Annotated in this window: 20 protein-coding genes and 1 riboswitch; of the genes, 9 read left to right on the top strand and 11 right to left on the bottom strand. The window is 38.9% G+C overall.

What is annotated here, in order from left to right:
• Nucleotides 1-113: 113 nt before the first annotated feature.
• Genes SOM16_RS21375 through SOM16_RS21360 form a run of 4 tightly spaced genes read right to left on the bottom strand, consistent with a single transcriptional unit; the run spans nucleotide 114 to nucleotide 2616 of the window.
• On the bottom strand, nucleotides 114-773 hold the full coding sequence (locus SOM16_RS21375) for a response regulator transcription factor (protein WP_320466032.1): 660 nt from the start codon (nucleotides 771-773) through the stop codon (nucleotides 114-116).
• Complete coding sequence (locus tag SOM16_RS21370; protein ID WP_320466031.1) at nucleotides 770-1543, bottom strand: sensor histidine kinase; 774 nt, start codon at nucleotides 1541-1543, stop codon at nucleotides 770-772. The genes SOM16_RS21375 and SOM16_RS21370 overlap by 4 nt, the downstream gene beginning before the upstream one ends.
• On the bottom strand, nucleotides 1533-2174 hold the full coding sequence (locus SOM16_RS21365; RefSeq protein ID WP_320466030.1) for a hypothetical protein: 642 nt from the start codon (nucleotides 2172-2174) through the stop codon (nucleotides 1533-1535). The genes SOM16_RS21370 and SOM16_RS21365 overlap by 11 nt, the downstream gene beginning before the upstream one ends.
• Before the next feature lies 1 nt (nucleotide 2175).
• On the bottom strand, nucleotides 2176-2616 hold the full coding sequence (locus tag SOM16_RS21360; RefSeq protein WP_320466029.1) for a hypothetical protein: 441 nt from the start codon (nucleotides 2614-2616) through the stop codon (nucleotides 2176-2178).
• 419 nt (nucleotides 2617-3035) lie between these two features.
• Here SOM16_RS21360 and SOM16_RS21355 point away from each other — a divergent pair, with 419 nt between their 5' ends.
• A complete protein-coding gene (locus tag SOM16_RS21355) occupies nucleotides 3036-3851 on the top strand; it encodes a carbonic anhydrase (RefSeq protein WP_320466028.1) in 816 nt (271 codons plus the stop codon).
• An 81-nt stretch (nucleotides 3852-3932) separates the two neighbouring features.
• On the opposite strand, the gene SOM16_RS21350 is transcribed toward SOM16_RS21355, so the two are convergent.
• On the bottom strand, nucleotides 3933-4415 hold the full coding sequence (locus SOM16_RS21350; protein ID WP_320466027.1) for an Lrp/AsnC family transcriptional regulator: 483 nt from the start codon (nucleotides 4413-4415) through the stop codon (nucleotides 3933-3935).
• A 150-nt stretch (nucleotides 4416-4565) separates the two neighbouring features.
• A riboswitch (cobalamin riboswitch) is annotated at nucleotides 4566-4747 on the top strand.
• A 179-nt stretch (nucleotides 4748-4926) separates the two neighbouring features.
• On the opposite strand from SOM16_RS21350, the gene metE reads away from it, so the two are divergent.
• From metE to SOM16_RS21335, 3 genes are all read left to right on the top strand, one after another.
• On the top strand, nucleotides 4927-7245 hold the full coding sequence (metE, locus tag SOM16_RS21345) for a 5-methyltetrahydropteroyltriglutamate--homocysteine S-methyltransferase (RefSeq protein WP_320466026.1): 2319 nt from the start codon (nucleotides 4927-4929) through the stop codon (nucleotides 7243-7245).
• Nucleotides 7246-7333: 88 nt separating this feature from the next.
• Nucleotides 7334-7753 (top strand): 6-carboxytetrahydropterin synthase, encoded by a 420-nt coding sequence (locus SOM16_RS21340; protein WP_320466025.1) that lies wholly within the window; start codon nucleotides 7334-7336, stop codon nucleotides 7751-7753.
• A gap of 100 nt (nucleotides 7754-7853) precedes the next feature.
• Complete coding sequence (locus tag SOM16_RS21335; RefSeq protein WP_320466024.1) at nucleotides 7854-8546, top strand: DUF421 domain-containing protein; 693 nt, start codon at nucleotides 7854-7856, stop codon at nucleotides 8544-8546.
• A 1037-nt stretch (nucleotides 8547-9583) separates the two neighbouring features.
• On the opposite strand, the gene SOM16_RS21330 is transcribed toward SOM16_RS21335, so the two are convergent.
• The 5 genes from SOM16_RS21330 to SOM16_RS21310 all read right to left on the bottom strand — a co-directional run bounded on the left by SOM16_RS21330 (nucleotide 9584) and on the right by SOM16_RS21310 (nucleotide 16862).
• The gene (locus SOM16_RS21330) at nucleotides 9584-10072 is read right to left on the bottom strand and encodes a DUF4385 domain-containing protein (RefSeq protein ID WP_320466023.1); all 489 of its coding nucleotides are present in this window, start codon (nucleotides 10070-10072) and stop codon (nucleotides 9584-9586) included.
• 564 nt (nucleotides 10073-10636) lie between these two features.
• Nucleotides 10637-13702: a beta-L-arabinofuranosidase domain-containing protein gene (locus tag SOM16_RS21325; protein WP_320466022.1), complete on the bottom strand. Its 3066-nt coding sequence runs from the start codon at nucleotides 13700-13702 to the stop codon at nucleotides 10637-10639.
• 525 nt (nucleotides 13703-14227) lie between these two features.
• On the bottom strand, nucleotides 14228-14851 hold the full coding sequence (locus SOM16_RS21320; RefSeq protein WP_320466021.1) for a class I SAM-dependent methyltransferase: 624 nt from the start codon (nucleotides 14849-14851) through the stop codon (nucleotides 14228-14230).
• 183 nt (nucleotides 14852-15034) lie between these two features.
• Nucleotides 15035-15283, bottom strand: coding sequence for a hypothetical protein (locus tag SOM16_RS21315; protein WP_320466020.1), 249 nt, complete (start codon nucleotides 15281-15283; stop codon nucleotides 15035-15037).
• Between the two features lie 343 nt (nucleotides 15284-15626).
• Nucleotides 15627-16862 carry a PQQ-dependent sugar dehydrogenase gene (locus SOM16_RS21310; RefSeq protein WP_320466019.1) on the bottom strand — a complete coding sequence of 412 codons (1236 nt, stop codon included), beginning with the start codon at nucleotides 16860-16862 and terminating at the stop codon, nucleotides 15627-15629.
• A gap of 342 nt (nucleotides 16863-17204) precedes the next feature.
• Here SOM16_RS21310 and SOM16_RS21305 point away from each other — a divergent pair, with 342 nt between their 5' ends.
• From SOM16_RS21305 to msrA, 3 genes are all read left to right on the top strand, one after another.
• On the top strand, nucleotides 17205-19238 hold the full coding sequence (locus SOM16_RS21305; RefSeq protein WP_320466018.1) for an ATP-binding protein: 2034 nt from the start codon (nucleotides 17205-17207) through the stop codon (nucleotides 19236-19238).
• Nucleotides 19239-19484: 246 nt separating this feature from the next.
• Nucleotides 19485-20528: an NAD(P)-dependent alcohol dehydrogenase gene (locus SOM16_RS21300; protein ID WP_320466017.1), complete on the top strand. Its 1044-nt coding sequence runs from the start codon at nucleotides 19485-19487 to the stop codon at nucleotides 20526-20528.
• 417 nt (nucleotides 20529-20945) lie between these two features.
• Entirely contained in the window at nucleotides 20946-21437 is a 492-nt protein-coding gene (gene msrA / locus SOM16_RS21295) for a peptide-methionine (S)-S-oxide reductase MsrA (RefSeq protein ID WP_320466016.1), read from the top strand.
• 40 nt (nucleotides 21438-21477) lie between these two features.
• Here msrA and SOM16_RS21290 read toward each other — a convergent pair whose 3' ends face one another.
• Complete coding sequence (locus SOM16_RS21290) at nucleotides 21478-23313, bottom strand: ABC transporter ATP-binding protein (RefSeq protein WP_320466015.1); 1836 nt, start codon at nucleotides 23311-23313, stop codon at nucleotides 21478-21480.
• A gap of 166 nt (nucleotides 23314-23479) precedes the next feature.
• Here SOM16_RS21290 and SOM16_RS21285 point away from each other — a divergent pair, with 166 nt between their 5' ends.
• Nucleotides 23480-23812, top strand: coding sequence for a DUF805 domain-containing protein (locus SOM16_RS21285; RefSeq protein ID WP_320466014.1), 333 nt, complete (start codon nucleotides 23480-23482; stop codon nucleotides 23810-23812).
• A gap of 251 nt (nucleotides 23813-24063) precedes the next feature.
• Entirely contained in the window at nucleotides 24064-24594 is a 531-nt protein-coding gene (locus tag SOM16_RS21280) for a DinB family protein (protein ID WP_320466013.1), read from the top strand.
• Nucleotides 24595-24633 lie beyond the last annotated feature (39 nt).

Below are 24633 nucleotides of genomic sequence, written 5' to 3'. Positions count from 1 at the left end.
CCAATAATTTGTATAGTACTTGTGTTAAATACTACAATTCAAATCTGATAAATTTTATAACGTTTGCCTACCGCAAAAATACTGCTTTACGTAAAAAGGTAAAACTACCTGGCTTAAATAAGCGTGATCAGCTGATGTCTGATGGCAAATAACACCAAACCAGCAGTATTCCTGCTTTCAGTCTTAGTTAGCAGGTGATTTCGGTGTCCTTCTACTGTTCGGGTACTGAGGAACAGTTTCTCGGCGATTTCTGCACTCGCGTACTGATCACAGATTAATTTCAAAACCTCCAATTCTCTTTCAGTAAGGTTGATGGGAAGGGTAGAAAAATGATGTGACTTTGATGAAATTTTATTGTTTTCCTGCAGTGCAATTAAAGTCTGCTTATTCATGTAATACCCTGTGGTGAAGGTACTTTTTATGGCCAGCATGAGTTCTTCCCGATCGCAGTTTTTTACCAGATAAGCTGATGCGCCTGATTGAACCAATTTAGCAATTAAAGTACCCTGCGCGTGCACAGAAAGTACAATTACTTTAATTTCGGGATACTTTTCCCTTATGATTTTATTGAGTTCCAAGCCATCCATTCCTGGCATATTCATATCCATCAGCAAAATATCCGGTAAATCTTCCAGTAAGGCAATGGCTTTTAGTAAATCGGGTCCATTTGCAGATTCAGCCACCAGTTCGAAGTCTGGAATGCCAGCCAGGAGCATAGCCAGTGTTTGTCTGAACAGGTTTTGGTCATCAACGATGGCAATTCGAATTTTCATGATATTTTTAATTTAAAGCGAAAGCCATATCCCTTGCCCGTGTTAGCCATGTTTTCTTCTGTTGCACCAATAACGGTTAACCTGTTTTTGATATTTTTTGTACCCATACCATTTCCATGATGCTCCACTAATCCGATACCATCATCCTGGTAATCGAAAGTTAGATAATTAAGGTCAATGGTGATGTTGAGTTGAGCCATTTTTGCATGGGCATGTTTAATGGTATTTTGAATCAGCTCTGTTACAATACGATAAATTGAAATAGATTCCAGTAGATTTAACTTTTCGGTAAGCCCTTCAGAGTCGTCATAGATTTCGATGTTCAATAATCCAGTTTTCACAATCGGTAGACAGCTTTCTCTCAATGTATTTACCAGTCCATTAGTAAGCAGACCAATGGGGGATAGGTTATGAGAAATCCCCCGAACTTCATCAATTATCTTATCAATTAGTGTTTTGCAATTATGGGTAAATTCATCCATAGATGGCTGTTTATTATGGATAAAGATCTCAATGATGAATCGGAGCCGGGCGAGTGAGCTGCCCACTTCATCATGCAGGTCTTCGCCAATACGCTTGCGTTCATTCTCCTGTGCGAGTACGATGTTTTTTAAAAGGGCCTGCTGGTGGATAATTTTAGCCTCCTGGAAATCTGCTTTGTTCTGACTTAGTTTTTTCTGGTGCCGGATAAAGATCAGGATAAAAATAACCAGCACCAGAAAGACACTACAGGTACTGATCAGTAACAAAAGCCCGATATTATCTTTCATGCTGGTAGAAAAGAAAAGCCCTGCAAAATAGCAGATACATTAATAAAACCAGTGATGCGTGAATATTTCCCATCAGGAAATAGATGCTCGGATCTGCGCTATCACTTAATAACTTGAGAAAAGCGAAATAGAAGATTGAACTGCAGAAATAAATCAGCAGACCTATCACAATCCAGCTTTTCGGCTGACGGAGTATATCATCATCATTTTCGCTGGTGGTTTGCCGAAGTAAATAAAGCATGGCATAGAAGATAATAATACCAGCAGCTAATGGCCTGGAATACGAATTATAAATATAGACATTCTGAAGATAGGCCATGTTAAATATGCAGCAAACGGAAAATAATACACCAATTGCAACCACCACAGGCACCATGTGCTTATTTAATACGTAAATGAAAAAGCCAGAAAGGAATAAAAATTCTGCCAGGGTATAAATGTGTAACAGCGGCAGGTTATTAATATTTCTGGAGCCCAATATCCGCATAGGAATAGCGATCGTAGCCACAAATAGCAGGTACATAAAGATGATTCTGAGTGATTTATCTAAGAATACTCTTTTTGTAAAACCTGCTATAATTGGGATAACAACGCATAAGGGAACAAGGAGGGTAACATAAAAATGTTTCACCTCATTCCATTTTTAAGTATAGTTCACTTTCTTCATCACAATAACGCGGACAAGGGGCTGTGAAATCATAGATATTCGTTTTCTCAGGATCTGGAGATTCAAAAGACTCATGGATGGCATCTTTGTGGCCTACTGAAGGCACTTCAAGAACAGGAACAATCAGTCCGCGGAATTCATCAAAAGATTTTTCAATAGGTTCATCTTCTCCGGCAAGGCCGAAATACATCCTGATACCTTTAATTTTATCTTTGCCATAATGCTTCTCGCAATCTTTTTTTAGCTGGTCGATATCAGCGAATGGAATATAAACTGCACGGGGAATTTTGCTTTTGTTATCTTTATAATAAGGCAGGCTCGACATAAAATCAAGCCAGGCTTTAACCCTGGTTTTAGCAAGTTTAAGACTAATTCTTGTTTTTGAGGTGTTATTTTTATCAGACATAGAGGTATTGGTTTTTAGTGCAGTTAAATTATAAAAAATATCTATTCAATTTGATAATGTTTGAAAATAATTATACACCGATATTAATTGAACAAAGGCATTCTAAACGAGACTTTCTCGACAGACAAATGAGAGCAAGCAGTCATTAGATAGGAGTAGTTTGTTGTCAAATGCGTATCGTCATGGCTACCAGATCAATTGCCGAAGATGTAAATTATTTTAGATGCAATCCTGGTAAAAGAAGCATGAAACAATAAGTAAACTCCAATCACGTTATTGTGACGTTGAAGATTCTTGCTTAGCGGAGTTTTAAACAAAAAATAAGCTCACTAATTCTATTATTTTCTTTATCAGGTATTTATCCTAAATTAGGATGATGGCCTACCACTGCAGAATTTATATAATTTAAAAACCAAATAATGAAATCAAAATTTAACACAATCTTCGGTATTGCATTTTTTGCATGCGTAAATGTGGCGTTTAGTCAGAAAATTTCCATTCCGCAAAAACAGGACGTTGTCAGATCAAAAAACGATTTAAAATATAGTTCGCCTCAATGGCGGAAAGACAACTATATTGTTAACCGTGATTCTGCATTCGCGAATCCATACTATGCGATCCAGAAACTACGGGGCGGTAACCGAAGGTTTGTAGAAGGCAGGAGTATTTATCCCCGCCAGGATGCTGCGCTAATTAAAAAATTGGCTGATGGCCAATCGCCATTTGCACTTATTGTTGGTTGTTCTGATTCAAGGGTTTCGGCAGAAATACTTTTTGACCAGGGTTTCGGCGATTTATTTGTAACCAGAACCGCAGGGCAGGTAATGACTGATGCCTCTTACGGTACAATCGAATATGCCGATCTGATGCTTAAAACGAAACTGATTGTTGTTTTAGGTCATACCAATTGTGGCGCTGTAAAAGCTGCTGTTGAACATCCTGAAAATTTGCCAGGACACATTTCTCAGCTTATTCATTCTATCAAGCGTGCTGCTGACACTGCTTCCGTAATGAAAGGTAATGTACTGGATAATGCAATCCGCTTAAACGTGATTAACCAGGTAGAAGAATTACGGAATTTAGATCCGGTTCTTAAGAAAAACTACAACGATGGGAAAATACTGATCGTTGGTGCGGTTTACGATTTGCAAAATGGTAAAGTAACTTATCTTGATGAAACCTTAAAAAACTTGCCAAAAAGTAGTTACTCACAGAGAAAAATCGAGGGCTTATAAAAAAATCAGATTATTAAACTTCTAAATCATGTCATTCGGAAGAATTTCTGGAAGACATGATTTACTTCAATCTTTTAACGCCTAAAAATTGATGTTGTGTGAATTTTTGATTTCGGCCATCACAAAGGTGCTATGCGTACTTCCGATACTTTCAACAGAGCCCAGTTTGTTGAATACGAAATCCTGATAATGTTTCATATCCCTGGCGTATACTTTTAGGATGAAATCATAATCTCCTGAAACATTATAACATTCAGCCACCTCATCAATCTCCATAATATCCTTCACAAAGTCATTTCCTATTTTCCGATCATGTTGCTTTAATTTAATATTACAGAAAACAATAAAGCCCTGGTTAAACTTTTCTGCATCCAGTATGGCTATATATTTTTTAATATAACCACTATTTTCCAACCTTTTTACACGTTCAAATACAGGTGAAGCAGATAAGTTTACCTGGCTAGCCAGTTCTTTTGTGGTATAACTGGAGTTGTTACTCAGAATTTTTAAAAGCAATAAGTCAGTTTCGTCAAGACCATCCATAGAATATTTATCTTTTATCAATGCGAAATTAAGAACTTAAAAGCATATTGTTCCATATTTTTAGCTCTTACAAGGATATTATCCCTATTAATTTATTTATTTAGATCTTAAAATCTTGAAGTATATCTTTGATCAGAATTAAAAACTGATTGTAAAAAACAAAAGTTCTATTTATTTCTACATTGAAAAGGTTTTACTTAAGGTAAATTAATAGGGAATCGTGTGTAAATCACGAGCTGTCGCGCAACTGTAAGTAACGTTAATGTTTTATCAAAATATATCCACTGCTTTACCGCGGGAAGGATGATGAAACGGTTACAAGTCAGGATACCTGCCTGTTCAATTGACGTTGCTTTCGCGATTTGAAGCTAAAAGTCTGATGAGTACATTTTTTAGACATAGCACCCGCTTATTGTTGATGGTGTCTGATTGTCTTTGTCTGCATCTTTCTGTTTAGATCCATCCTCGCAAAACACACCAGAAAATAAATTGGCTTTTTACAATGATTATTAACCATTTAAAAAGTTGAAAAATGCAAACGCACAACCTGGGCTATCCAAGAATTGGTAGCAACCGAGAACTTAAAAAAGCCAGCGAACAGTACTGGGCTGGGAAAATCACTTTAGCAGAACTGCTAAGTAAAGGAAGAAGTATCTCCGAGCATAATTGGAAACTTCAGCAGGAAGCAGGTATAGATTTGATTCCATCAAATGATTTCTCCTATTACGATCAAATTCTGGACATGTCGCTCACAGTAGGCGCGATTCCAAAACGTTACAATAAGGTGGTGCTTACTAAAAGTAATAATGAGCTTGATCTTTATTTTGCGATGGCCAGAGGTTATCAAAAAGACGGACTTGATATTACGGCCATGGAAATGACCAAGTGGTTAGATACCAACTACCATTACATTGTGCCAGAATTTTATAAAGACCAGGAATTTAGCTTGTTTTCGGGTAAAATTGTAAACGAATTTATTAGTGCAAAGCAAATTGGGATTATCACTAAACCAGTAATTATTGGTCCGGTTTCTTATTTGTTACTGGGAAAGGAAAAAGAAGCCGGTTTTGATAAATTAGATTTGATTAAAAAACTATTGCCGGTTTACCTGCAGATCCTTGCCGAGTTGAAAGAACAAGGTGCAGAATGGGTACAATTTGATGAACCTTTCTTAGCATTGGATCTGGATGAAAAAGCGAAAAAAGCCTATCAATATGTTTATGCAGAAATTAAAAAACAGTTTCCTCAATTAAAGGTATTGGTTGCCACTTATTTTGAAGGGTTAAAAGATAATTTATTATTGGCCACTTCACTACCCGTAAAAGCTTTACACATCGATTTGGTACGTTGCCCGGAGCAACTGGATGAAGTTCTAAATGCAATACCTGCCGAGCTAACGTTGTCGCTTGGCGTTGTGGATGGCAGAAATATCTGGAAAAATGATTTTGAGCAATCTCTGGCAATAATTGATCAGGCGGTTAAAAAGTTGGGTAGAGACCGTATTTTAATTGCACCATCTTGCTCGTTGTTACACTCGCCTTGCGACTTAGACCTGGAAACGAACGAAAAAACCCTAACACCGGAAATTAAGCAATGGTTGGCCTTTGCAAAGCAAAAAGTTAATGAAATTGTAACCTTAAAGGCATTGGCAGCAGAAAATCCTGGCGTTGATGTATTGGCGAAATTATCAGAAAATAAAAGCGCAATAGAAAGTAGAAAAACATCAAAACTGATTCATAATGAGAAAATTAAGCAAAGGGTGAGCGCAATTACTCAGGCAGATTCACAGCGGTTAAGTGTTTTCTCTTCCAGAAAAAAAGCACAACAAGACATTTTAAACCTGCCGCTTTTCCCCACAACCACCATTGGTTCATTTCCACAGACTGCGGAAGTTAGAAGCTGGAGATCAAAATTTAAAAAAGGTGAAATTACACCAGAGGAGTATGATTTACTGTTGAAAAAGGAGACAGAAGAAGCCATTTCCTGGCAGGAAGAAATCGGGATTGATGTGCTGGTGCATGGCGAGTTTGAACGAAATGATATGGTGGAATATTTTGGCGAGCAATTGAATGGTTTCACCTTTACCAAAAACGGATGGGTGCAAAGTTATGGTAGCCGTTGTGTTAAACCGCCAATTATTTATGGGGATGTAGATCGCCCTAAACCAATGACGGTTTATTGGACCGCCTATGCGCAATCGCTTACTAAAAGACTGGTAAAAGGCATGTTAACGGGGCCAGTTACGATTTTGCAATGGTCGTTTGTTCGGAATGATCAACCGCGCTCGGTAACTTGTAATCAGATTGCTTTTGCCATTCGTGATGAAGTGGTTGACTTAGAAAAAGCAGGCATCAAAGTAATTCAAATCGATGAACCTGCCATTCGTGAAGGTTTGCCTTTAAGAAAAAAAGATTGGCAACAATATTTAAAATGGGCAGTAGATGCCTTTAAAATTTCGGCAAGCGGTGTAAAGGATGAAACGCAGATTCATACACATATGTGTTATTCTGAGTTTAATGATATCATTCAGAACATCGCTGATATGGATGCTGATGTGATTACCATCGAATGTTCCCGTTCGCAGATGGAATTATTGGATGCCTTTGCAGACTTTAAATATCCTAATGAAATCGGACCTGGTGTTTATGATATCCATTCTCCAAGAGTACCTTCAAAAGCAGAGATGGTGCAGCTTTTAGAAAAGGCTAAAGCTGTGGTACCTGCAGATCAGCTTTGGGTAAATCCGGATTGCGGATTAAAAACGCGCCATTGGGATGAAACCAAAAAAGCATTAATTGAGATGGTTGCTGCTGCGCAGGAAATGCGTCAGGAAGTTTTAGCTACCGCATAAACAGCATTGATAAAGTGAGAAATGCCGCCTGGTTGCGGCATTTTTTTGTTACTTAAACTTGCCCATCATAGCAGGAGAAAAATAATTCATGCAAATTTATATTACTACGAAAGAACGTTTCAATGCAGCTCGGCGCCTTTATCGCGAAGATTGGACACCAGATCAAAACTTAAAGGTATTTGGCAAAGCCGCCAGTGCCCATTATCACGGAAATAATTATACCCTTTGGATTACGTTTAGCAAAAAACTCACACCCGAAAATGAATGCCTGCCTTTTCCGCAAGCCCTCACTGAAATCCTTAAAGATGAAGTTATTAATAAACTTGACCATAAAAATCTAAGCCTTAACGTAGATTTTATGAGTGGGAAAACTGCCGCCAGTGACCAGCTTTGCATCGCTATTTTTAACCTGCTTCAACCTTTAGTAGATGCTATTGAAGGTTTTGGATTACACTGTGTTAAATTGGTAGAAGCAGACGAATATACGGTAAGCTATTTTGGAAATTAGATCTTCTCTAATTGCGCATTAGATAAACATATAAGGAATATTCGCCATTTTTTTTCAACAAAAAAGCTTGGCGCCCTGTTGGATAGGTAAAAAATACACTGTGCGTTTATTAGAAATTGATTTTAAAGAGATCTTCCTGAGTGACCTGGATTTCTCACTGGCCTTGGAAATTGGTCTTAGGACCGTGATCATGTTCACTCTTGTGCTGGTTTTTCTACGTTCATCAGGCAAGAAAGGCGTAAGGCAACTCAGTATTTTTGAAGTGGCTGTTATTATTGCGCTCGGCTCTGCTGCCGGAGATCCGATGCTTAGTGGCGAATTTGCTATTTTACCATCATTGTTGGTATTCATCGTAATTTTAGGAACCTATAGATTCATTACCTACCTCGCATCTAAAAACCAACGGATCGAAAATATTCTCGAGGGGAAACCCATTTACATTATTGAAGATGGCGTATTTACCATAAAAGAGGAGGGAGATGCGAACTTTGCTCAGGATGAGTTTTTTGCAGAGATGCGTGGACAAAATGTAGAGCATGTGGGGCAGGTTCGTACAGCAATTTTAGAGTCAAACGGGCAGGTTAGTTTTTTGTTTTATCCTAATGATAAACCTGTAAAGGGCATGCCAATTTATCCTAAAGAATTTGGTAAAAGGTCTCGGGAAATTTCACAAAGTGGAGATTATGCTTGTACCCACTGCGCTATGGTGAAACACCTTACCAAACCATCTTCCTGTCCACGTTGTGGAAAAGACGAATGGGTACTTGCCATTCAGTCTGTCAGGAATGAATAATAAAGTCTTATTGAGTGAAGCTGTTTACAAAGAATAACACTAACCAAGAATCGTCTTCCTGAACTTGATTCAGGATCTTAACCTGATAGTTGTTGAACTAAATTCAGCATGACGAATCCTTTTATTACATCCTTTGGAAATCCCTTTTATGAAGAATTTTTATGAAGAATCACCTTTTAAACTAATGGTTGGTATCTCGATAACCACCTAACGAAGAATCGTCTTCCTGAACTTGATTCAGGATCTTAACCTGATAGTTGCTGAACTACATTCAGCATGACGAATCCTTTATTATATCCTCTGGCAATTCCTTTTGTGAAGAATTTTTATGAAGATTCACCTTTTAAACGAATGGTTGGTGTCTCGCCAACTACCTAACGTAGAGTCGTCTTCCTGAACCTGATTCAGGATCTTAACCTGATAGTTGCTGAACTAAATCAGCATGACGAATCCTTTTATTGCATCCTCTGGAAATCCCTTTTGTGAAGAATTTTTATGAAGAACTACCTTTTAAACTAATGGTTGGTGTCTCGCCAATTACCTAACGAAGAACCGTCTTCCTGAACTTGATTCAGGATCTTAACCTGATAGTTGCTGAACTAAATTCAGCATGACGAATCCTTTTATTACATCCTCTGGAAATCCCTTTCGTGAAGAATTTTTATGAAGAATCACTTTTTAAACTAGTGGTTAGTGTCTCGCCAACCACCTAACGAAGAATCGTCTTCCTGAACTTGATTCAGGATCTTAACCTGATAGTTGCCGAACTAAATTCAGCATGATCAATCCTTTTATTGCATCCTGAGAAATCCCTCTTGTGAAGAATTTTTATGAAGAATCACCTTTCAAACTAATGGTTGGTGTCTCGCCGATTACCTAACGAAGAATCGTCTTCCTGAACTTGATTCAGGATCTTAACCTGATAGTTGCTGAACTAAATTCAGCATGACGAATCCTTTTATTGCATCCTCTGAGAAATCCCTTTTGTGAAGAATCATATTTGTAAAAATCGGGGAAATCCAAAGCTATTGACAGACCTAACCATATTGTTTTTTCCAGTCGGCTTTCATTTGGCTGTACTGTTGATCAGCTTCGGCCAATTTCCATTTATCATAGAAAATAGCGGCTGATGCAGCTTTTTCTGCATCGCCGGTTCCACGGGCTAGTTCTGCATAACCATTTTCCTTGTAGTATTTTTTGCCGCCTTTATAGTTTGCGTATCTTCTTGCACGGGTATAACCCATTTGCAGAAATTTTCGGGCCATATCTGCACCTACAAAATCATTTTCGCTGATATATTGCTGGAAGCATTTAAAAATTTCTTCGCTGCTGTGTGTGGCAATGTTTGGGGTTTTAAAGCGCCAGTGCTTTCCTATTTCTGATTTATATGGTTCACAAATCAGAACTCCTTGTTCACCTTTTCCAACGCGGTAACTTTCAGGGTGTTCCCGGTAATTTAAATCAGGCTTCCATGGATACTGGCTGTTATCGAAATCCAGATAAGAAGGTTTGCGTTGTTTTGTCATGAGCTAATTTAACAATCTGCCCTGTGGGATAGTTTGGTTTAACTCAATCTGATTTATAAGATTTAAGCCACTTATTGGAAAGCTTAGAAAGAAAAAGCTAAAACTTCATAGAAAGACATTATTGGATATCGGCGAAAATAAATCATAATTGTTTCCCGCAGATTTCAGGGATTCCGCAGATCTGAATGTAAACATCTTTTTAAGCTATTTGAATGGTATCTCAACCAACCACCTAAGTTATTTCGTCAATCTGTCGATTCTATTGAATTTGCAAGTATGGATTTTTCTGTTGGTGAGACACCAACGGATAGATGAATAAATCATAATTGTTTCCCGCAGATTTCAGGGATTCTGCAGATCTGAATGTAATATATTTTTTAACCTATTTGGATGGTGTCTCAACCAACCACCTAAGTTATTTCGTCAATCTGTCTATTCTATTGAATTTACAAGTATGAGTTTTCTGTTGGTGAGACACCAACCGATAGATGAATAATTATCATAATTGTTTCCTGCAGATTTCAGGGATTCCGCAGATCTAAGTGTTAAGTGCAATTTTTAATCCTACTTCAGGGTAACGTCCAGGTAAACAGAATGGCGGCCATATGTGTCATAAAACGGCTTAAAAAGAGTATCGCCTATCGTAAATTCCAATAGCTTCGGATCGCCCTTAATTGATTTGCTTAAATCGCTGGCATCTAAAACCACCTTACGCCAATCTTTCCTGGCTTCAGGCTCCTGGGCGGCCAGTAATATCGGACCGTAAAAAAGGCTGGCAATATTCTGCTGATCCATAACGGGATCAAGGTGAAACTGAAAAGGCATCTGTAAAGCGATAACATCTCCATCTTTCCACATGCGGTTTATTTTAAGGTAGGTGCCGGGTTTTGCCAGGATCTTTTGCACTTTACCATTAATTTTTACAAAAAATCCTTTAGTCGCCCAACCTGGTACGCGTATATTCAGGTCAAACTTTCCATTGCCTTTAATCGTTAACTGTGTTTGGTCTTCATTAGGGAAATTAGTGGTTTGCACGATTGAGATCTGGCGTTCTGTCCATTGCAGGGTAGAAGGGATGAATAAATTTACATAAAGTGCCTGATTATCTTTGCTTTTAAAGTAGATAGAATTTTGCAGTTTGGTGCTACTTTCAATTGCAGTACCATTGCAGCAGGTAAACCCCGTCATGTCTGCATTGCTAAATTGTTTACTTGAGCCGGGTCTGAGCGGTATATGATAAGTATTTGCAGGACTATCTTCTGCAACTGAGGCAAGGATATCATTGTATAAACCACGCTCATAATAATCCATTAATTCTGCCCTTTGATCAAAGAGAAACAGATCGCCGGTTAATTTTAGCATGTTATAGGTGGCACAGGTTTCATTTTGTCCACCTTCAGAGAAGCCGTTTTCATAGAGTGTAGAAGGCTGAGCAATAAAACATTCTGCATTTGCAGGGTTTCGCGCTCCGGCAACTCCTCCAATGCTGTACATGTAGTCATTTACCATCTTGTACCAGAAATTATCGGCCACTTTATAGTAAGCCGGATCATTTGAAACACGATACATTTCGATGCTTCCAACAATCTGAGGAATGTGTTGGTTAGCATGCAATCCCCTAAAAAGGTCTACATTTTTAGCCAAGCCATGCGAATGGGCAGTATCGCCGTAAAAAACCTTGATATTATCAAACAATTGGGCTGTTTTCAGGTGATTCGGATTTCCGGTAATGCGATACAAACGGGCCATCGATTCATTCATCCCTCCGAATTCACCAGCAATATAGGTATTCCACATTTTAATCAGTGTTTCCTGCGGCAATTTGTTTAATCGTGCATAAACCCAGTCGCTCATGTTGCTGGCTATTTCAAGCGCTTTTTTATTTCCGCTTACTTCATAAACATCCAATAGACCCGCTAAAATTTTATGTAAAGTATAATATGGTGCCCAAACCTGATTTTTCTGCCCCCCATACTTGGCGCCATTCTCCAGCATAATAAACTGATCAGGAGGATAAGCACTGATAAAACCCACTCCCCAGTTCCAATAATCATTGCGGATACCACCTTCACTAAGATCTGAATCGAAAGCCGACTTCCCCGGGCCAAATGGTACCGCAGTAGGATCAGCTACATATTTTTCGCCTGCTTGCTTAGGCTTTCCGGATAACTGTGATAACTCGTAAAGTGAATTAATCATATACTCCATTTTCTTTGAGAAATTTTCGTGGAGTTCCTGGTCATAGCCCGTACCAGCATAGGCCTGTGCAATTGCAGAAAGGTAATGACCGGTAGCATGGCCGCGTAATTTAGTATCTTCACTGTCCCATACACCCAGAGCTTTAGCGCCTGCAGGTTGTTTTTGACCAAAGGCCTGGCGGAACATATAAAGAAAGGAATTTGGATCTGTTTTGGCTAAAGTTTTGATAAACTTATCACGATTTTCTATAAATTTAGTATCGTGGCCCTGCACATTTGTTTTTAATGTTACCTGATCTAAATGGAAGGTTTCCAGCTTTAATTTGGGCGTAATCGATTTTTGATCTGTTTGAACGGTGATAAATGCTTTTGGATGGAAATCTGTACCTGAAACACGCCCGGTAATGGTAAATCTTCCTGGTTTTAAAACAGTTGAATTGTCTATCGCAGCAGGCCATATTACGCGTACTTTTGGGCCTTTTAATTGGTTACGATAGGTTCCGGGTAAATGACTTGGAAGTCTTGGTAAGTCACCAACGGTTGTTGTCACTTCTACATCCGATACATGGGTGAGGTAGGCATTATAAAGTTGCGCTTTGGTAGGTGAAAACTGCGGCAGATCATCGTCTTTCTTCTCTGTGGTATTTACGGCCGCTACCTGAGATCCGCCTTGGGCATTGCGGTAGATTCCAGCCACCTGATTTCTATTAAGTGGAACCCGGTAAATCCGGAAATCATGTATTAGCGCATTCAAGCTGTTTTTTCCTGCCGATAGTGATTTTCCAATATATAGCGTGCTGTTTTTTCCTGCAAGTGGATTAAATATTTCGGTTAAAACCAACGGGGTATTCTTGGTTTCAGCCACAGGTTTACCATCCAGGTAGGTAATGATAGATTTAGAAGGAACATCTATCACAACGGTTACTAACGTCCATTTGTTGAGTTCCAGCGATGAGGAGACTGCGCTATTAGTGGCTCCATTTGTGGTAACTGAAGCTTGATAGCCTTGCTTATCTTTTGTGCCAAAGGGCACCGCAAAGAAATGGCTTGTGGCATCTCTTCCAAAATCGAATAAATATTGATCAGTTTGTTTCGAACGCACGTAAATCCATCCGCTGATGCTGATGGATTCTAAGTCTGTTAATACGCCAGATGGAAGTGTGATAAAAGAATCATCTCCCCTTGTTAAGGATAATACCTTTCCAAACCGACTATCATTGATGAATAGGGCACCGGTACCTTGGAGCTTGGCATGAAAATTATTTCTAGACCAATCCTTAGCATCTCCATTAAATAGATAACGTGCACTTAACCCTGTTTCGCCTATTCCATCTAAGATTTGATCACCATTTTGCGCACAAACAGAATTTATGCCGCTAACCAAAGAAATAAAAAGAAGGATTATATTTAAGGATTTGTTATATATTTTCATAGTTAACTATCTTTTGTCAATGTCTTTTGCTTGTTAAGCGCTTTAAAAAAATAATCATAAAACAGCAGTAATGGAGATGTACACGTAAAGTTTTGCATTCCATCGCTTTAAAGCTGATTTGCTATTTTTCCGGTTTAATAACGCTGGATTCTTGGTGAATTATTATTTAATGATTTCCGATAAAGTTAGCAAGAACCCAAATGTTTCTATGAATCTTTTTTAGCCGATTGCCGCAAGATATTAACATGTATGCAAAATCCGCATGATCAGTTAACCGGCAGGCTGACGAAGCTTAATAATTGGCCCCTTTAATTGTTCTGGTTGGAAATAAATCTCAACGCATTTGAGATAATGAAGTAATGTATATTGATATTGCCGATACAAGTGATCATATTCCTCATATACAAGCAGTACTTTTCTTGCAAAACTTAAATTTATCTAAAGTTTAAATTACGGTATTGCAAGAAAAGGTTATGTTTGAGTTTAAACCAAGCTCATCGTACTGGCTTAGCTTAAGTAATTTTATTAGGGTTTAAAAATACAAATCCGCCATTTCTGACCACTTTCATTCTGTACTTCTTCCCATGCCAGGAAAGTGTAATGGTCTGTTAATCTTTTCCAGAGCTGTGCATGTTCCGCATAGTAAAACATAGATATGATCACATGGCCACCAGGATTTAAATTTTTGGCAAAACAAGCATCCAACTGCTCAATTAACCTGTTAAAATAGTAAATGCACTCATTGAAGATGATTACATCGAACTTTTCATCGGGAGTAGAGATGTTAAAATCAGCCTGTACAAACCGATATGGCGGAAATCTGTTTCTAGCCTCAGCAACTGCATTTTCTGCAATATCAAAGCCGAGATAGTTCTCTGGCCCGTTTATGTAAGGTTTAAGATAGTGGAACAAAACCCCTTGTCCGCAACCAGCATCAAGAACACTACCGGCACCGAATTGGTTGTAAAACTTCACTATGCTTTGATAGTGCAAGGCTTCAGTGTCTGAATAAAGATAGTCCCAGGCCCCGTTTTTGAATTGTTCTTCCCAGACATTTCTGCCCACCGGACTACCAATTCCAAACCTGTATAAAAATTTCCTGATGAATTTCTGTCTGAAATAATAATAAACTTTTTCTGCTGTAACCATATCTGCTATAAATCAGCCGAATATATTGAAACATTCGGATATTTTATGTGCATTGAATATTAAAATTATCTGCTGGTTAACAAAAAGGTTGTGGCTATGCTTAAATAGCCAAGAATTATATCTCAATGATGTTCAAAAGGAGAAATTCCAGCGTTATTTAACTTGCATCTAAAGAAGTTAAACTCACTCATTAATCAGCGTTGCTATTTCTGTTAACACTTTAGGACTAAATGAATGTCGGCCTTGAAGCCATCTGTTTAGCTCATCAGGATTAATATCCAGGGGGATGGCAAGAGAATTTAAGTCGATCTTTTTTTCTAATAAAGTAGTTGCCGTTTTATTGGCGAGATTCAGGTTACGTTGTGTTAATTCTTCGATAGCGGGATTTCCAGTTTCCTCCAGCCAGATGGAAACAAAGTCGTTTTCCTCCATTTTATTTGCTTTTTGCGGTTTGATCTAATTGGTGTGCATTCTGATAGGCGATGCATCATTCGGCGGCAAATTTAATCATTCAGACCAAGATCACCATATGCTTATCGAAATGATTTTTTTACGGCTTAAATCTTCACTATTTGCCTTGCAGACTGGGCATTTGCAAATGATACTTGTGGAATTATTTATTTATTGCAAAAGGTAATTGATAAAATTTGTGGGAAGCAGTTTTATAATTTCTTCCCATAGAAGGAGCAGGACTGTAGTTTTTTTTAATGAAAAAGCGCGCAGGGATGCTAACCATCCCTGCACGCTTTTAACTTATTTGATAAGGTGTTCTTAGCTAAGGCCTGTCAATCCGATATAACCGGCCAGCATCGGTAACGGCATAAAGTGCGTTATCTGTGCCTTGTGTAATGTCTCTAAAACGTTGCCCTTCACTTGCAAGAAGCCTTTCTTCTCCAATTACGATATTGTTAACGATAATAAGCCTGGCAATGTGGGTGGCACTAAGTGAGGCAATAAAAAGGTTATTCTGCCATTCGGAGATACGGTTTCCTCTATAAAAAGTCATGCCACTGGGTGAGATTACCGGATCCCAATAATAAGTTGGTTGTTCGAGTCCGTTTTGTTGCTGAATGGAAGAACCAATTGCGGCACCGCTATATTCGATTCCGTAGGTAATTGTTGGCCATCCGTAGTTTCGGCCACCTTGTAAGCGGTTAAGTTCATCACCGCCACGAGGTCCGTGTTCACTTTGCCAGATTTCTCCGGTTACAGGATGCAGGGCAAGTCCTTGCGGGTTCCGATGGCCGATGCTATAAAGTTCTGGCAGTGCGCCACCAGTGGTAAAAACCGGGTTTCCTGTAGCAGGCTGTCCGTTGGTATTAATGCGGATAACTTTGCCAAGGCCCGCGGTAACGGATTGAGCCAATGGCCTGGTGGCCAGGTCTGAGCGCTCCCCCGTACTCACAATCAGATTTCCCGTACGGTCAAACAGGATCCGTCCGCCATAATGTAGCGTACCGTTATACGCCGGACCAGCGCGATAAATAACTGTTGCGTTTTCGATGGTCAGTTCGTTTTGTGCCAACCTTCCTTTAGCAACCGAGGTTTGGGTACCGCCAGCTACATTCTCTGAAAATACCCAGTAAACCATTCTGTTGCTGCTAAATTGGGGATCAATGCAAAGCCCCAGCAAGCCGCCTTGACCATTAGCATTTACTGCTGGCAGGCCAGTAATGGGACTGCTTAATGTTCCTGTTGTAGTTGCAATGCGCATGGTGCCAGCCTTTTGAGTAATCAGCAGTCTGCCATCAGGTAATGCGGTGATTCCCCATGGGGCCGTTAATGTGGTAGCAATAGCGGTGCCTTGAAAAGCGGTATTGGTACGTGCTGCTGAAATTCTGGTTTGACCAGCGAAGGCGGGTGCATAAGTCGTATTGGGTGGATTTGTTTCAACTCCGGGTCCGCTGATTGGTTCGATTTCGGGGTCTGTATCTACGATTTCGCCTTTTGAACAGGCAGTTGCCATCAGCACGCAGCTGGCAATAATAATCTGGTTAAGCTTGTTTTTCATGGTAGTGATTTGAAGGTTTCCGATTGTCTATTAACTGATTAACAGTTTAAACTGATTTTCGTTTTGTAATCTATTTCCGCCGGATTGATTTTTTTTTATGTATCGCGAGGGAAGAATGCTGATAGCAGGTTGCGCAGCATGTTTACTATGCAGCCTTACCTATTCCGGGCAGAGGTGCCGTTAAACAGATAAGGGTTTTGCTATCTTTCTCCTCTAAAGGCATATACTCTGGAATGTACATCTTTAAGGAATAAAAATACAATTCATCGAATAAAACTGCCCTCGAAATTTATGGAGCCGAATTCGAATGCTATATTTGAACGAACATGATTCGTGAATTAAATGTCGTCTATACCCCAACTTCCTGATGAAATTGCACGCCTGAAGGCATTAGAATCCTACAATATCCTGGATACACTGTCTGAACGCGAGTTCGATGATCTTACAGAACTTTCTTCTGTAATCTGCGGTACACCAATAGCGCTGGTAAGTTTGGTTGATCGAAACCGGCAGTGGTTCAAATCCAAAAAAGGACTGGATGTTTCTGAAACGCATAGAGATCATTCTTTTTGTGCGCATGCGATAGAAAATCCATCTGAAATAATGGAAATTGAAGATGCGAAAAAAGACGTCCGGTTCATGAACAATCCACTGGTAACAGGACAACCAAATATTGCTTTTTATGCCGGTGTACCCTTGGTTAATGAAGATGGCTTTGCTATCGGATCACTTTGCGTAATTGATTCAGTTACAAGAAAACTTACCGAAACCCAACGATCTGCTTTGAAGATCCTGGCAAAACAGGTGATGGATAAAATGGAGTTACGCAGGAAAATCTCATCACTCGAACATTCGGAAAAACTCAATGCAGAATTACTAGAACGCTCTGTTTTAGGAGAGTTCAGGAGTCATATGCTTATTCAGCAAGCACCCATAGCAATTATTTTATTTAAAGGAGAAGATTTCAATATTGAAGCAGTTAATCCAGCAATGCTGAAGCTTTTAGGTCAAAAAGAAGATATTCTTCATCAGCCATTGCTTTCGGTAATTCCCGAACTTGATGGCCGGGAAGCTTATGCGCTATTGCTTAAAGTTTTCCAAACGGGCGAAACCATATATGGCAGCGAGCAGCAGGTTAACCTTATTCATGATGATGTAGAAACGGCTGCTTATTTTAATTTTACCTATTGCCCCCTTATTGAAAATGGAAAAATAGCCGGGGTAATTAATATGGCTATTGATGTAACTGAACAAGTTAAGGCTAGAAAAAAAGTAGAAGAAGTGAGCCATGATTTGCGCGCATCCTATATCAAATTAGAGCAAAGTGAACAGAAACAAAGTAGTGCAATAGAACAGGCAAAACTTGGTACTTATACCATTGATGGACTTACAGGTAAAATGAATGCCTCAGCCAGGTTGAAGGAGATTTTCGGATATAAGAGTGAGGAAGAAATGACTTACGAGTCTGTAATCAACCAGGTAAGCGCTGATTATAGGGCGCAGGTTATTCAGGGGGGATGGAATGTAATTAAAGAAGGACTTGTTTTTGATATGGAATACACCATCACCAAACACAATGATGGCATGTTACGTTGGGTAAAGTCTACCTGTAAACATTATAAAACAGAAGCAGATCCTCATGGGCACTTTTCTGGTACCTTCCTGGATATCACCGAGGAAAAGGAAGATGATATCAGGAAGGATGATTTTATTGGAATGGTTAGCCATGAATTGAAAACGCCACTAACCTCATTGAAGGGATTTGTGCAGTTACTACAACTCAAAGCGAAAAAAACAGAAGATCCACTCAATAAAAATCTTTTAGATAAAGCCGATAGGCAGATTACTAAAATGACGCGGATGATAAATGGCTTTCTTAATGTATCACGGCTTGAATCCGGGAAGATCCATATTGAAAAAGAACACTTTGATATAAAGGATTTAATAGAAGAGATTGAAGACGATACGATTTCTAATATTGAGGGGCATACCATTATATTTGATCCGGTAGAAACAGCATGGGTAAATGCAGATAAAGATAAAATTGGGCAGGTGATTAATAATTTTATCAGCAATGCCCTTAAATATTCGCCGATGGGTACTGAAGTAAGGGTATCATGCATTTCAGATCAGCATGGCTCAGTAGTGAGTGTTAGAGATGAGGGAATGGGAATTGAAGAATCTGATATTGCACATTTGTTCGAACGTTATTATCGCGTAGAAAAACATGATACAAAATCAATCGCTGGTTTTGGAATAGGCCTTTACCTCTGCGCAGAAATTATTAAAAGGCATAACGGAAAAATCTGGGTGGAAAGTGAAGTTAAAAAAGGATCCATTTTTCATTTTAGCCTTCCCGCCGTTGCGGCATTATAGGTTAATTTGCCTTTATCTTTCTTAATTTTATTTTCAGATACCTACCATTTCTGAATGGTTGGTTGGTTAGTCGGTTGCGTGTAGCTTCTCGGTTTTGTTACTACGTGTCAATGAAAATTTAACTTATTAAGGCTGATTGTTTTAGCAAAATTGATTTGAATAATGAATTAACAACGACATTTCTTTTCAAATACCAACACCAGATTGATTTATATTTGTTAATAGCATTAAATAATATAGATATTTATGATAGCAACAAAAGGATATGCGGCAAAAAATGCCGAAACAGACCTGGCTCCATGGGAATTTGAACGCCGTGAGGTTGGGCCACATGATGTACAATTTGAAATACTTTTCTGTGGCGTATGCCATTCTGATTTACATCAAATTAGAAACGACTGGTTTCCAGGGATTTTCCCAATGGTACCTGGTCATGAAATCGTTGGACGCGTAATTAAGGTTGGCGATCATGTAAAAAAGTTTAAGGTAGGGGATCTTGCTGGTACAGGTTGTATGGTAGATTCTTGCCAGGTTTGCGAAAATTGTAAACAAGATTTAGAGCAATATTGCCTGGAAGGAAATACGCAAACCTATAATGGAATGGAACGTGATGGTTCAATGCCAACCTACGGTGGTTATTCCAATAACATTGTAGTAAGAGAGGAATTTGTACTGCATGTTTCTGATAAATTAAATCTGGCAGCTGTTGCACCATTATTGTGTGCAGGTATTACCACTTACTCACCATTAAGACACTGGAAAGTAGGTAAAGGACATAAACTCGCTGTTTTAGGTTTAGGTGGTTTAGGACACATGGCTGTTAAATTTGGCGTAGCTTTTGGCGCTGAAGTAACTGTTTTAAGTACTTCTCCTAAAAAAGAGGAAAATGCAAAAGAATTAGGTGCACATCACTTTGTGGTAACAACAGATCCAGATCAGATTGCTGCTGCAAAAGGTACATTTGACTTTATTCTGGATACCGTTTCTGCAGAGCATGACTTTAACATGTACCTGTCGCTTTTAAGAACGAACGGTACGCACATTTGTGTGGGTGTTCCACCAAAACCAGCAGAAATTGCAGCTTTCAGTCTATTAGGTGGACGTAAAAGCTTAGCAGGTTCGGGAATTGGTGGTATTGCTGAAACTCAGGAAATGCTTGATTTCTGTGCGGAAAACAATATTGTATCCGATATTGAAATGATTGATATGAAAGATATTCAACAAGCCTACGAAAGGATGGAAAAAGGTGATGTTAGGTATCGTTTCGTAATCGATATGGCTACCTTATAAATCTGATAGTGGATTCATTAGGTATTCAGGGAAGCCTGATAGCTGATGGAAAAGTGCAATCACAATACACAAGGGATGACTAATTGGTTATCCCTTGTTTGCTTTTCGAACTAATTTGCGCAGTTTCTATGGCCTTATCTGTGTTAGGGAAGTGGGTTAGAAAGGGTAGTGGGTTAGAAAGTTTAGCGGTTGGTTAGGAAGGTTAGCAGTTGGTTAGGAAGGTTATAGGGTTAGAAGGGGTAGTGGGTTAGATAGGTTAGCGGTTGGTTAGAAAGGTTATAAGGTTTGTGTGTTTGAACTTTAAGCCATCAACAGACAAAAATTATTTGCATTTGGCAATAAGGGCGTCATTTCCACTATCATAATTTCTATTTTACAGCGTAGTGCCTTAACTTTAATTAATAAATTAATATCAATATGAATACAGAAAAAGCCATTCTTGCTGGCGGTTGCTTTTGGGGAGTAGAAGAATTAATTCGCAATCAGCCTGGTGTAATCTCTACAGTGGTAGGCTACACCGGTGGCGATGTTCCGAATGCTACTTACAGAAACCATGGTACACATGCCGAGGCGATAGAAATTGTATTTGATCCGGAGATCTTATCGTACAGGAAATTATTAGCGTACTTTTTCCAAATTCACGATCCTACAACTAAAAACAGACAAGGCAACGATATTGGAACATCTTATCGTTCTGCAATTTTTTTCGAAAATGAGCAGCAAAGGGAAACCGCAGTTGAACTTATTACAGAAATGGATAACTCAGGAATCTGGCCGGGTAAAGTGGTAACAGAAGTAGTACCAGTAGTTGATTTCTGGAATGCTGAAGAAGATCACCAAAATTACCTTCAAAAGGTGCCTTATGGATATACCTGTCATTTCGAAAGACCGGATTGGAAATTAAACTAATTTAAACAGGGAAGTTTGCTGATTGCGAACTTCCCTGTTTTTATAGGTAACCTTTGGCCTGCAGGTTAAATAATTCTGCATATCTTCCGTCTTTCTCCAGCAGTTCTGCATGTGTACCGGATTCTAATAGTGTTCCCTGGTCTAAAACCAAAATCCGGTCGGCCAGCCTTGCGGTAGAAAACCGGTGCGAAATCAATACTGCTGATTTTCCTTTGGTCAATTCTGCAAATCGCTGAAAAACTTCATATTCTGCTCTTGCATCTAAAGCAGCCGTTGGTTCATCGAGGATAAGAACCTGGGCATCTTTCATATAAGCTCTGGCCAGGGCTACCTTTTGCCATTCGCCACCAGAAAGTTCTATGCCATCATTAAATTTTCGGCCTAACCACTGCTCATATGAACCGGGCAATTTATCTGCTAATTGGTTTGCAAGACTCTCCTCGGCTGCTTTTTTTACCAGTTCTCTGTTGTCAATCTCTTTGATGTTTCCTACGGCAATGTTCTGATAGAAAGTCATTTGATAGCGGATATAATCCTGGAAAATGATCCCGAGGTTATGGCGTAAATCATCTAAATCATAAGATTTTAAGTCTTCTCCATCTAATAAAATTCTTCCTTCTGTTGGGTCATATAATCTTGCCAGCAGTTTCACTAAAGTCGTTTTTCCTGCTCCGTTTTCACCTACTAGTGCCAATTTTTCTCCCGGGCGAAGCTCGAAACTCAGGTTTCTATTTGCCCATCTCTCTGAATTATGATACTGAAAACCAACATTTTCAAAAATGAAGCCTGTTTTAATTGGGTTTGGAAATGGAATGGCATTTTCTGGCTTTGTAATTTTTGGTTTGATTTCAAAAAAGTCGATAAAATCATTCAGGTAAATGGCCCCTTGAGATACAATCGTAAATCTGGATAACATAGTTTCCATCAAGCCACTTAACTGACGGAATGAACCTGCTAAAAAGGTTAAACTTCCTACAGTAGATTTCCCGGAAACAGTATTATAGATGATGAAACCGTAAGCGGCATAGTAACCAAGTGTGCCCAGCACAGAAAAGAAGGTTCCCCAGCCAGCACGGCGGATGGCGAGTGTACTATTGTCTGCATAAAATTTATCTGATAACATTTTGAACCTTCCAATTACAAAATCTGATAAGCCAAAAATTTTAACTTCCTTGGCCGTTTCATCACTGGCACCAAGATAACGCAGGTAATCCAGCTCCCTTCGTTCTGGCGTCTGACTTCTGGACAAGGCATAGTTTTTACTATTAAAGTATGATTCCCCTAAAAAAGAGGGGATGATGGCCAGTAATAATAAGATGATTAGCCAGGGATTAAAGGCAATTAACCCGGTAAGTAAAAAGGCTATCGAAATAAAATCCTGTACCTGGCTCATTACTTGCGACAATAACATCGTTCTGCCAACTGTTTGCTGGCGCGCCCGTTCCAGTTTATCATAAAAAACAGAATCTTCAAACTGATCCAAATCCAGCGTTGCGGCGTGTTTCATAATGCGCATAGAGGTGAAATTTGAAAACAAATCACCTAGCAAACTATCGGTTAAGTTGATCATGCGGTTCAATCCATCAGTAAGAATCGCTAGTGCAAATTCTAATGCTACAAGTTCCCAGAGTTTTTGTAGATCGCCATTACCGGCCTGGCTGTTTAACATCACCACCTCGTCGATAATGAGCTTACCAATATAGAGTAAGGCTACTGGCATGGCGGATCTTAAAATACGCAACGTAAAACTAAGTGCGGTTTTGCGAGGACTACTCTGCCAAACGAGCTTAAAAAAATTAGGAAGGTTTTTAAGCGAGGAAAGTCGGTCTTTAAAGGATATATTTTCTGTAGGAAAGGTGTTTCTGTTTTTTGCCATTTTTTAAAGGGAGTCTGCAAAGCTAAAATTATTGCAACAGTTTGATGTAGGACTACGGTAATATCTTTAATCGACAAAATTGAATATTGTTCCGTTCGTTTTTGAACCATCTGAACTCAGCAAAAGTTTTTACCTTAGCAACTCCAAACAAAGTTTAACGCTGCTCATGTTCAACGCTATTTTTTCTTTCAAAGGTCGTATTCGTCGCACCGAATATGTTTTGACACAAATTTTTTATGGTATCTTTTTGTATTCGATTGAAGCCATTTCAAAACCTGAAGGCAGGGAGTTTCTAGCCCTGCTTCTGCTAATTCCGATGTACATTCTTATTGCACAAACCGCAAAGCGTTGCCATGATCGTGGTAGTTCAGGCTGGTTTATGCTTATTCCGTTTTATGGCTTAGTACTATCATTTTTTCCTGGAGATTATGGCCCAAACGAATACGGTAATAATCCTAAAGGGTATGGAAATGACGAGAAAGAACCAGCAGAGAATTAAAATTTACTTAAATTAATTATTCTGGTATTCAATCTCAATCAGCTGATTTAAATCAATTTAAAGAAATAAAATAACAAGGATATTATTTTGGTAGTGCTTTTTTATTTAATTGGTTTGAGCATTTATTTATGAGATGCTAATTTGTATCGCTGAATGAATTCAACGGAGTTTAGTTTACAAGCCTGATCTTAAAAGTTTATGATCTTAAATACATTCTAAATCTTAATTTTGACAAGATAAAACCAAATCATATGAAAATAGCAAAATTATTAACCTGTGTATTTATGCTTTTCGCTTTGCAAACCATTGCTCATGCACAAACTACCCCAGCTGATGTTTTAAAAGAATGGGAACGGGCTAAAGCTTATACAAAAGATTATTTAGAGGCCATGCCCGAAACGGGTTATGCCTTAAAGCCAACACCAGTAATGCGTTCTTTTGCAGAACAAATGTTGCATTTAGGCGCAGATAACTATGTGTTTGCTGCAGCTGCCATAGGCGAGAAAAGCCCTGCGGGAATGGATCAGTTAGAGAAAACAAGTGAAAAAACGAAAGCTGAGGTAATTAAAAATGTACTAGCAAGTTATGACTATGTAATTGCGACTATCAAAAAAATGAGTGCAGCACAATTAAATGAAAAGGTAAAGCTTTTTGATCGTTTTGACCTGAGTCGTGAGTTAGCACTTGGCAAAGGGTTTGAACACCAAACTCACCACCGCGGACAAACAACTGTTTATCTTCGCCTTGCAGGGGCAACTCCGCCACAAGAAAAATTATTCTAAAAATTAAATTCACCTTGTTTAAATTCTGTGTTAGTTGGA

It is taken from the genome of Pedobacter sp. CFBP9032 (assembly GCF_034045265.1).
Lineage (GTDB): Bacteria > Bacteroidota > Bacteroidia > Sphingobacteriales > Sphingobacteriaceae > Pedobacter.
The sequence above is the reverse complement of the archived record's forward strand: the minus strand, read 5'-3'. Positions and strand labels throughout refer to the sequence as shown.

What these genes read in the sequence shown, in the direction of transcription:
- SOM16_RS21375 (WP_320466032.1), bottom strand. Translation starts at nt 773, where the DNA reads ATGAAAATTCGAATTGCCATCGTTGATGACCAAAACCTGTTCAGACAA.
- SOM16_RS21370 (WP_320466031.1), bottom strand. Translation starts at nt 1,543, where the DNA reads ATGAAAGATAATATCGGGCTTTTGTTACTGATCAGTACCTGTAGTGTC.
- SOM16_RS21360 (WP_320466029.1), bottom strand. Translation starts at nt 2,616, where the DNA reads ATGTCTGATAAAAATAACACCTCAAAAACAAGAATTAGTCTTAAACTT.
- SOM16_RS21355 (WP_320466028.1), top strand. Translation starts at nt 3,036, where the DNA reads ATGAAATCAAAATTTAACACAATCTTCGGTATTGCATTTTTTGCATGC.
- metE (WP_320466026.1), top strand. Translation starts at nt 4,927, where the DNA reads ATGCAAACGCACAACCTGGGCTATCCAAGAATTGGTAGCAACCGAGAA.
- SOM16_RS21340 (WP_320466025.1), top strand. Translation starts at nt 7,334, where the DNA reads ATGCAAATTTATATTACTACGAAAGAACGTTTCAATGCAGCTCGGCGC.
- SOM16_RS21330 (WP_320466023.1), bottom strand. Translation starts at nt 10,072, where the DNA reads ATGACAAAACAACGCAAACCTTCTTATCTGGATTTCGATAACAGCCAG.
- SOM16_RS21325 (WP_320466022.1), bottom strand. Translation starts at nt 13,702, where the DNA reads ATGAAAATATATAACAAATCCTTAAATATAATCCTTCTTTTTATTTCT.
- SOM16_RS21320 (WP_320466021.1), bottom strand. Translation starts at nt 14,851, where the DNA reads ATGGTTACAGCAGAAAAAGTTTATTATTATTTCAGACAGAAATTCATC.
- SOM16_RS21315 (WP_320466020.1), bottom strand. Translation starts at nt 15,283, where the DNA reads ATGGAGGAAAACGACTTTGTTTCCATCTGGCTGGAGGAAACTGGAAAT.
- SOM16_RS21310 (WP_320466019.1), bottom strand. Translation starts at nt 16,862, where the DNA reads ATGAAAAACAAGCTTAACCAGATTATTATTGCCAGCTGCGTGCTGATG.
- SOM16_RS21305 (WP_320466018.1), top strand. Translation starts at nt 17,205, where the DNA reads ATGTCGTCTATACCCCAACTTCCTGATGAAATTGCACGCCTGAAGGCA.
- SOM16_RS21300 (WP_320466017.1), top strand. Translation starts at nt 19,485, where the DNA reads ATGATAGCAACAAAAGGATATGCGGCAAAAAATGCCGAAACAGACCTG.
- msrA (WP_320466016.1), top strand. Translation starts at nt 20,946, where the DNA reads ATGAATACAGAAAAAGCCATTCTTGCTGGCGGTTGCTTTTGGGGAGTA.
- SOM16_RS21290 (WP_320466015.1), bottom strand. Translation starts at nt 23,313, where the DNA reads ATGGCAAAAAACAGAAACACCTTTCCTACAGAAAATATATCCTTTAAA.
- SOM16_RS21285 (WP_320466014.1), top strand. Translation starts at nt 23,480, where the DNA reads ATGTTCAACGCTATTTTTTCTTTCAAAGGTCGTATTCGTCGCACCGAA.
- SOM16_RS21280 (WP_320466013.1), top strand. Translation starts at nt 24,064, where the DNA reads ATGAAAATAGCAAAATTATTAACCTGTGTATTTATGCTTTTCGCTTTG.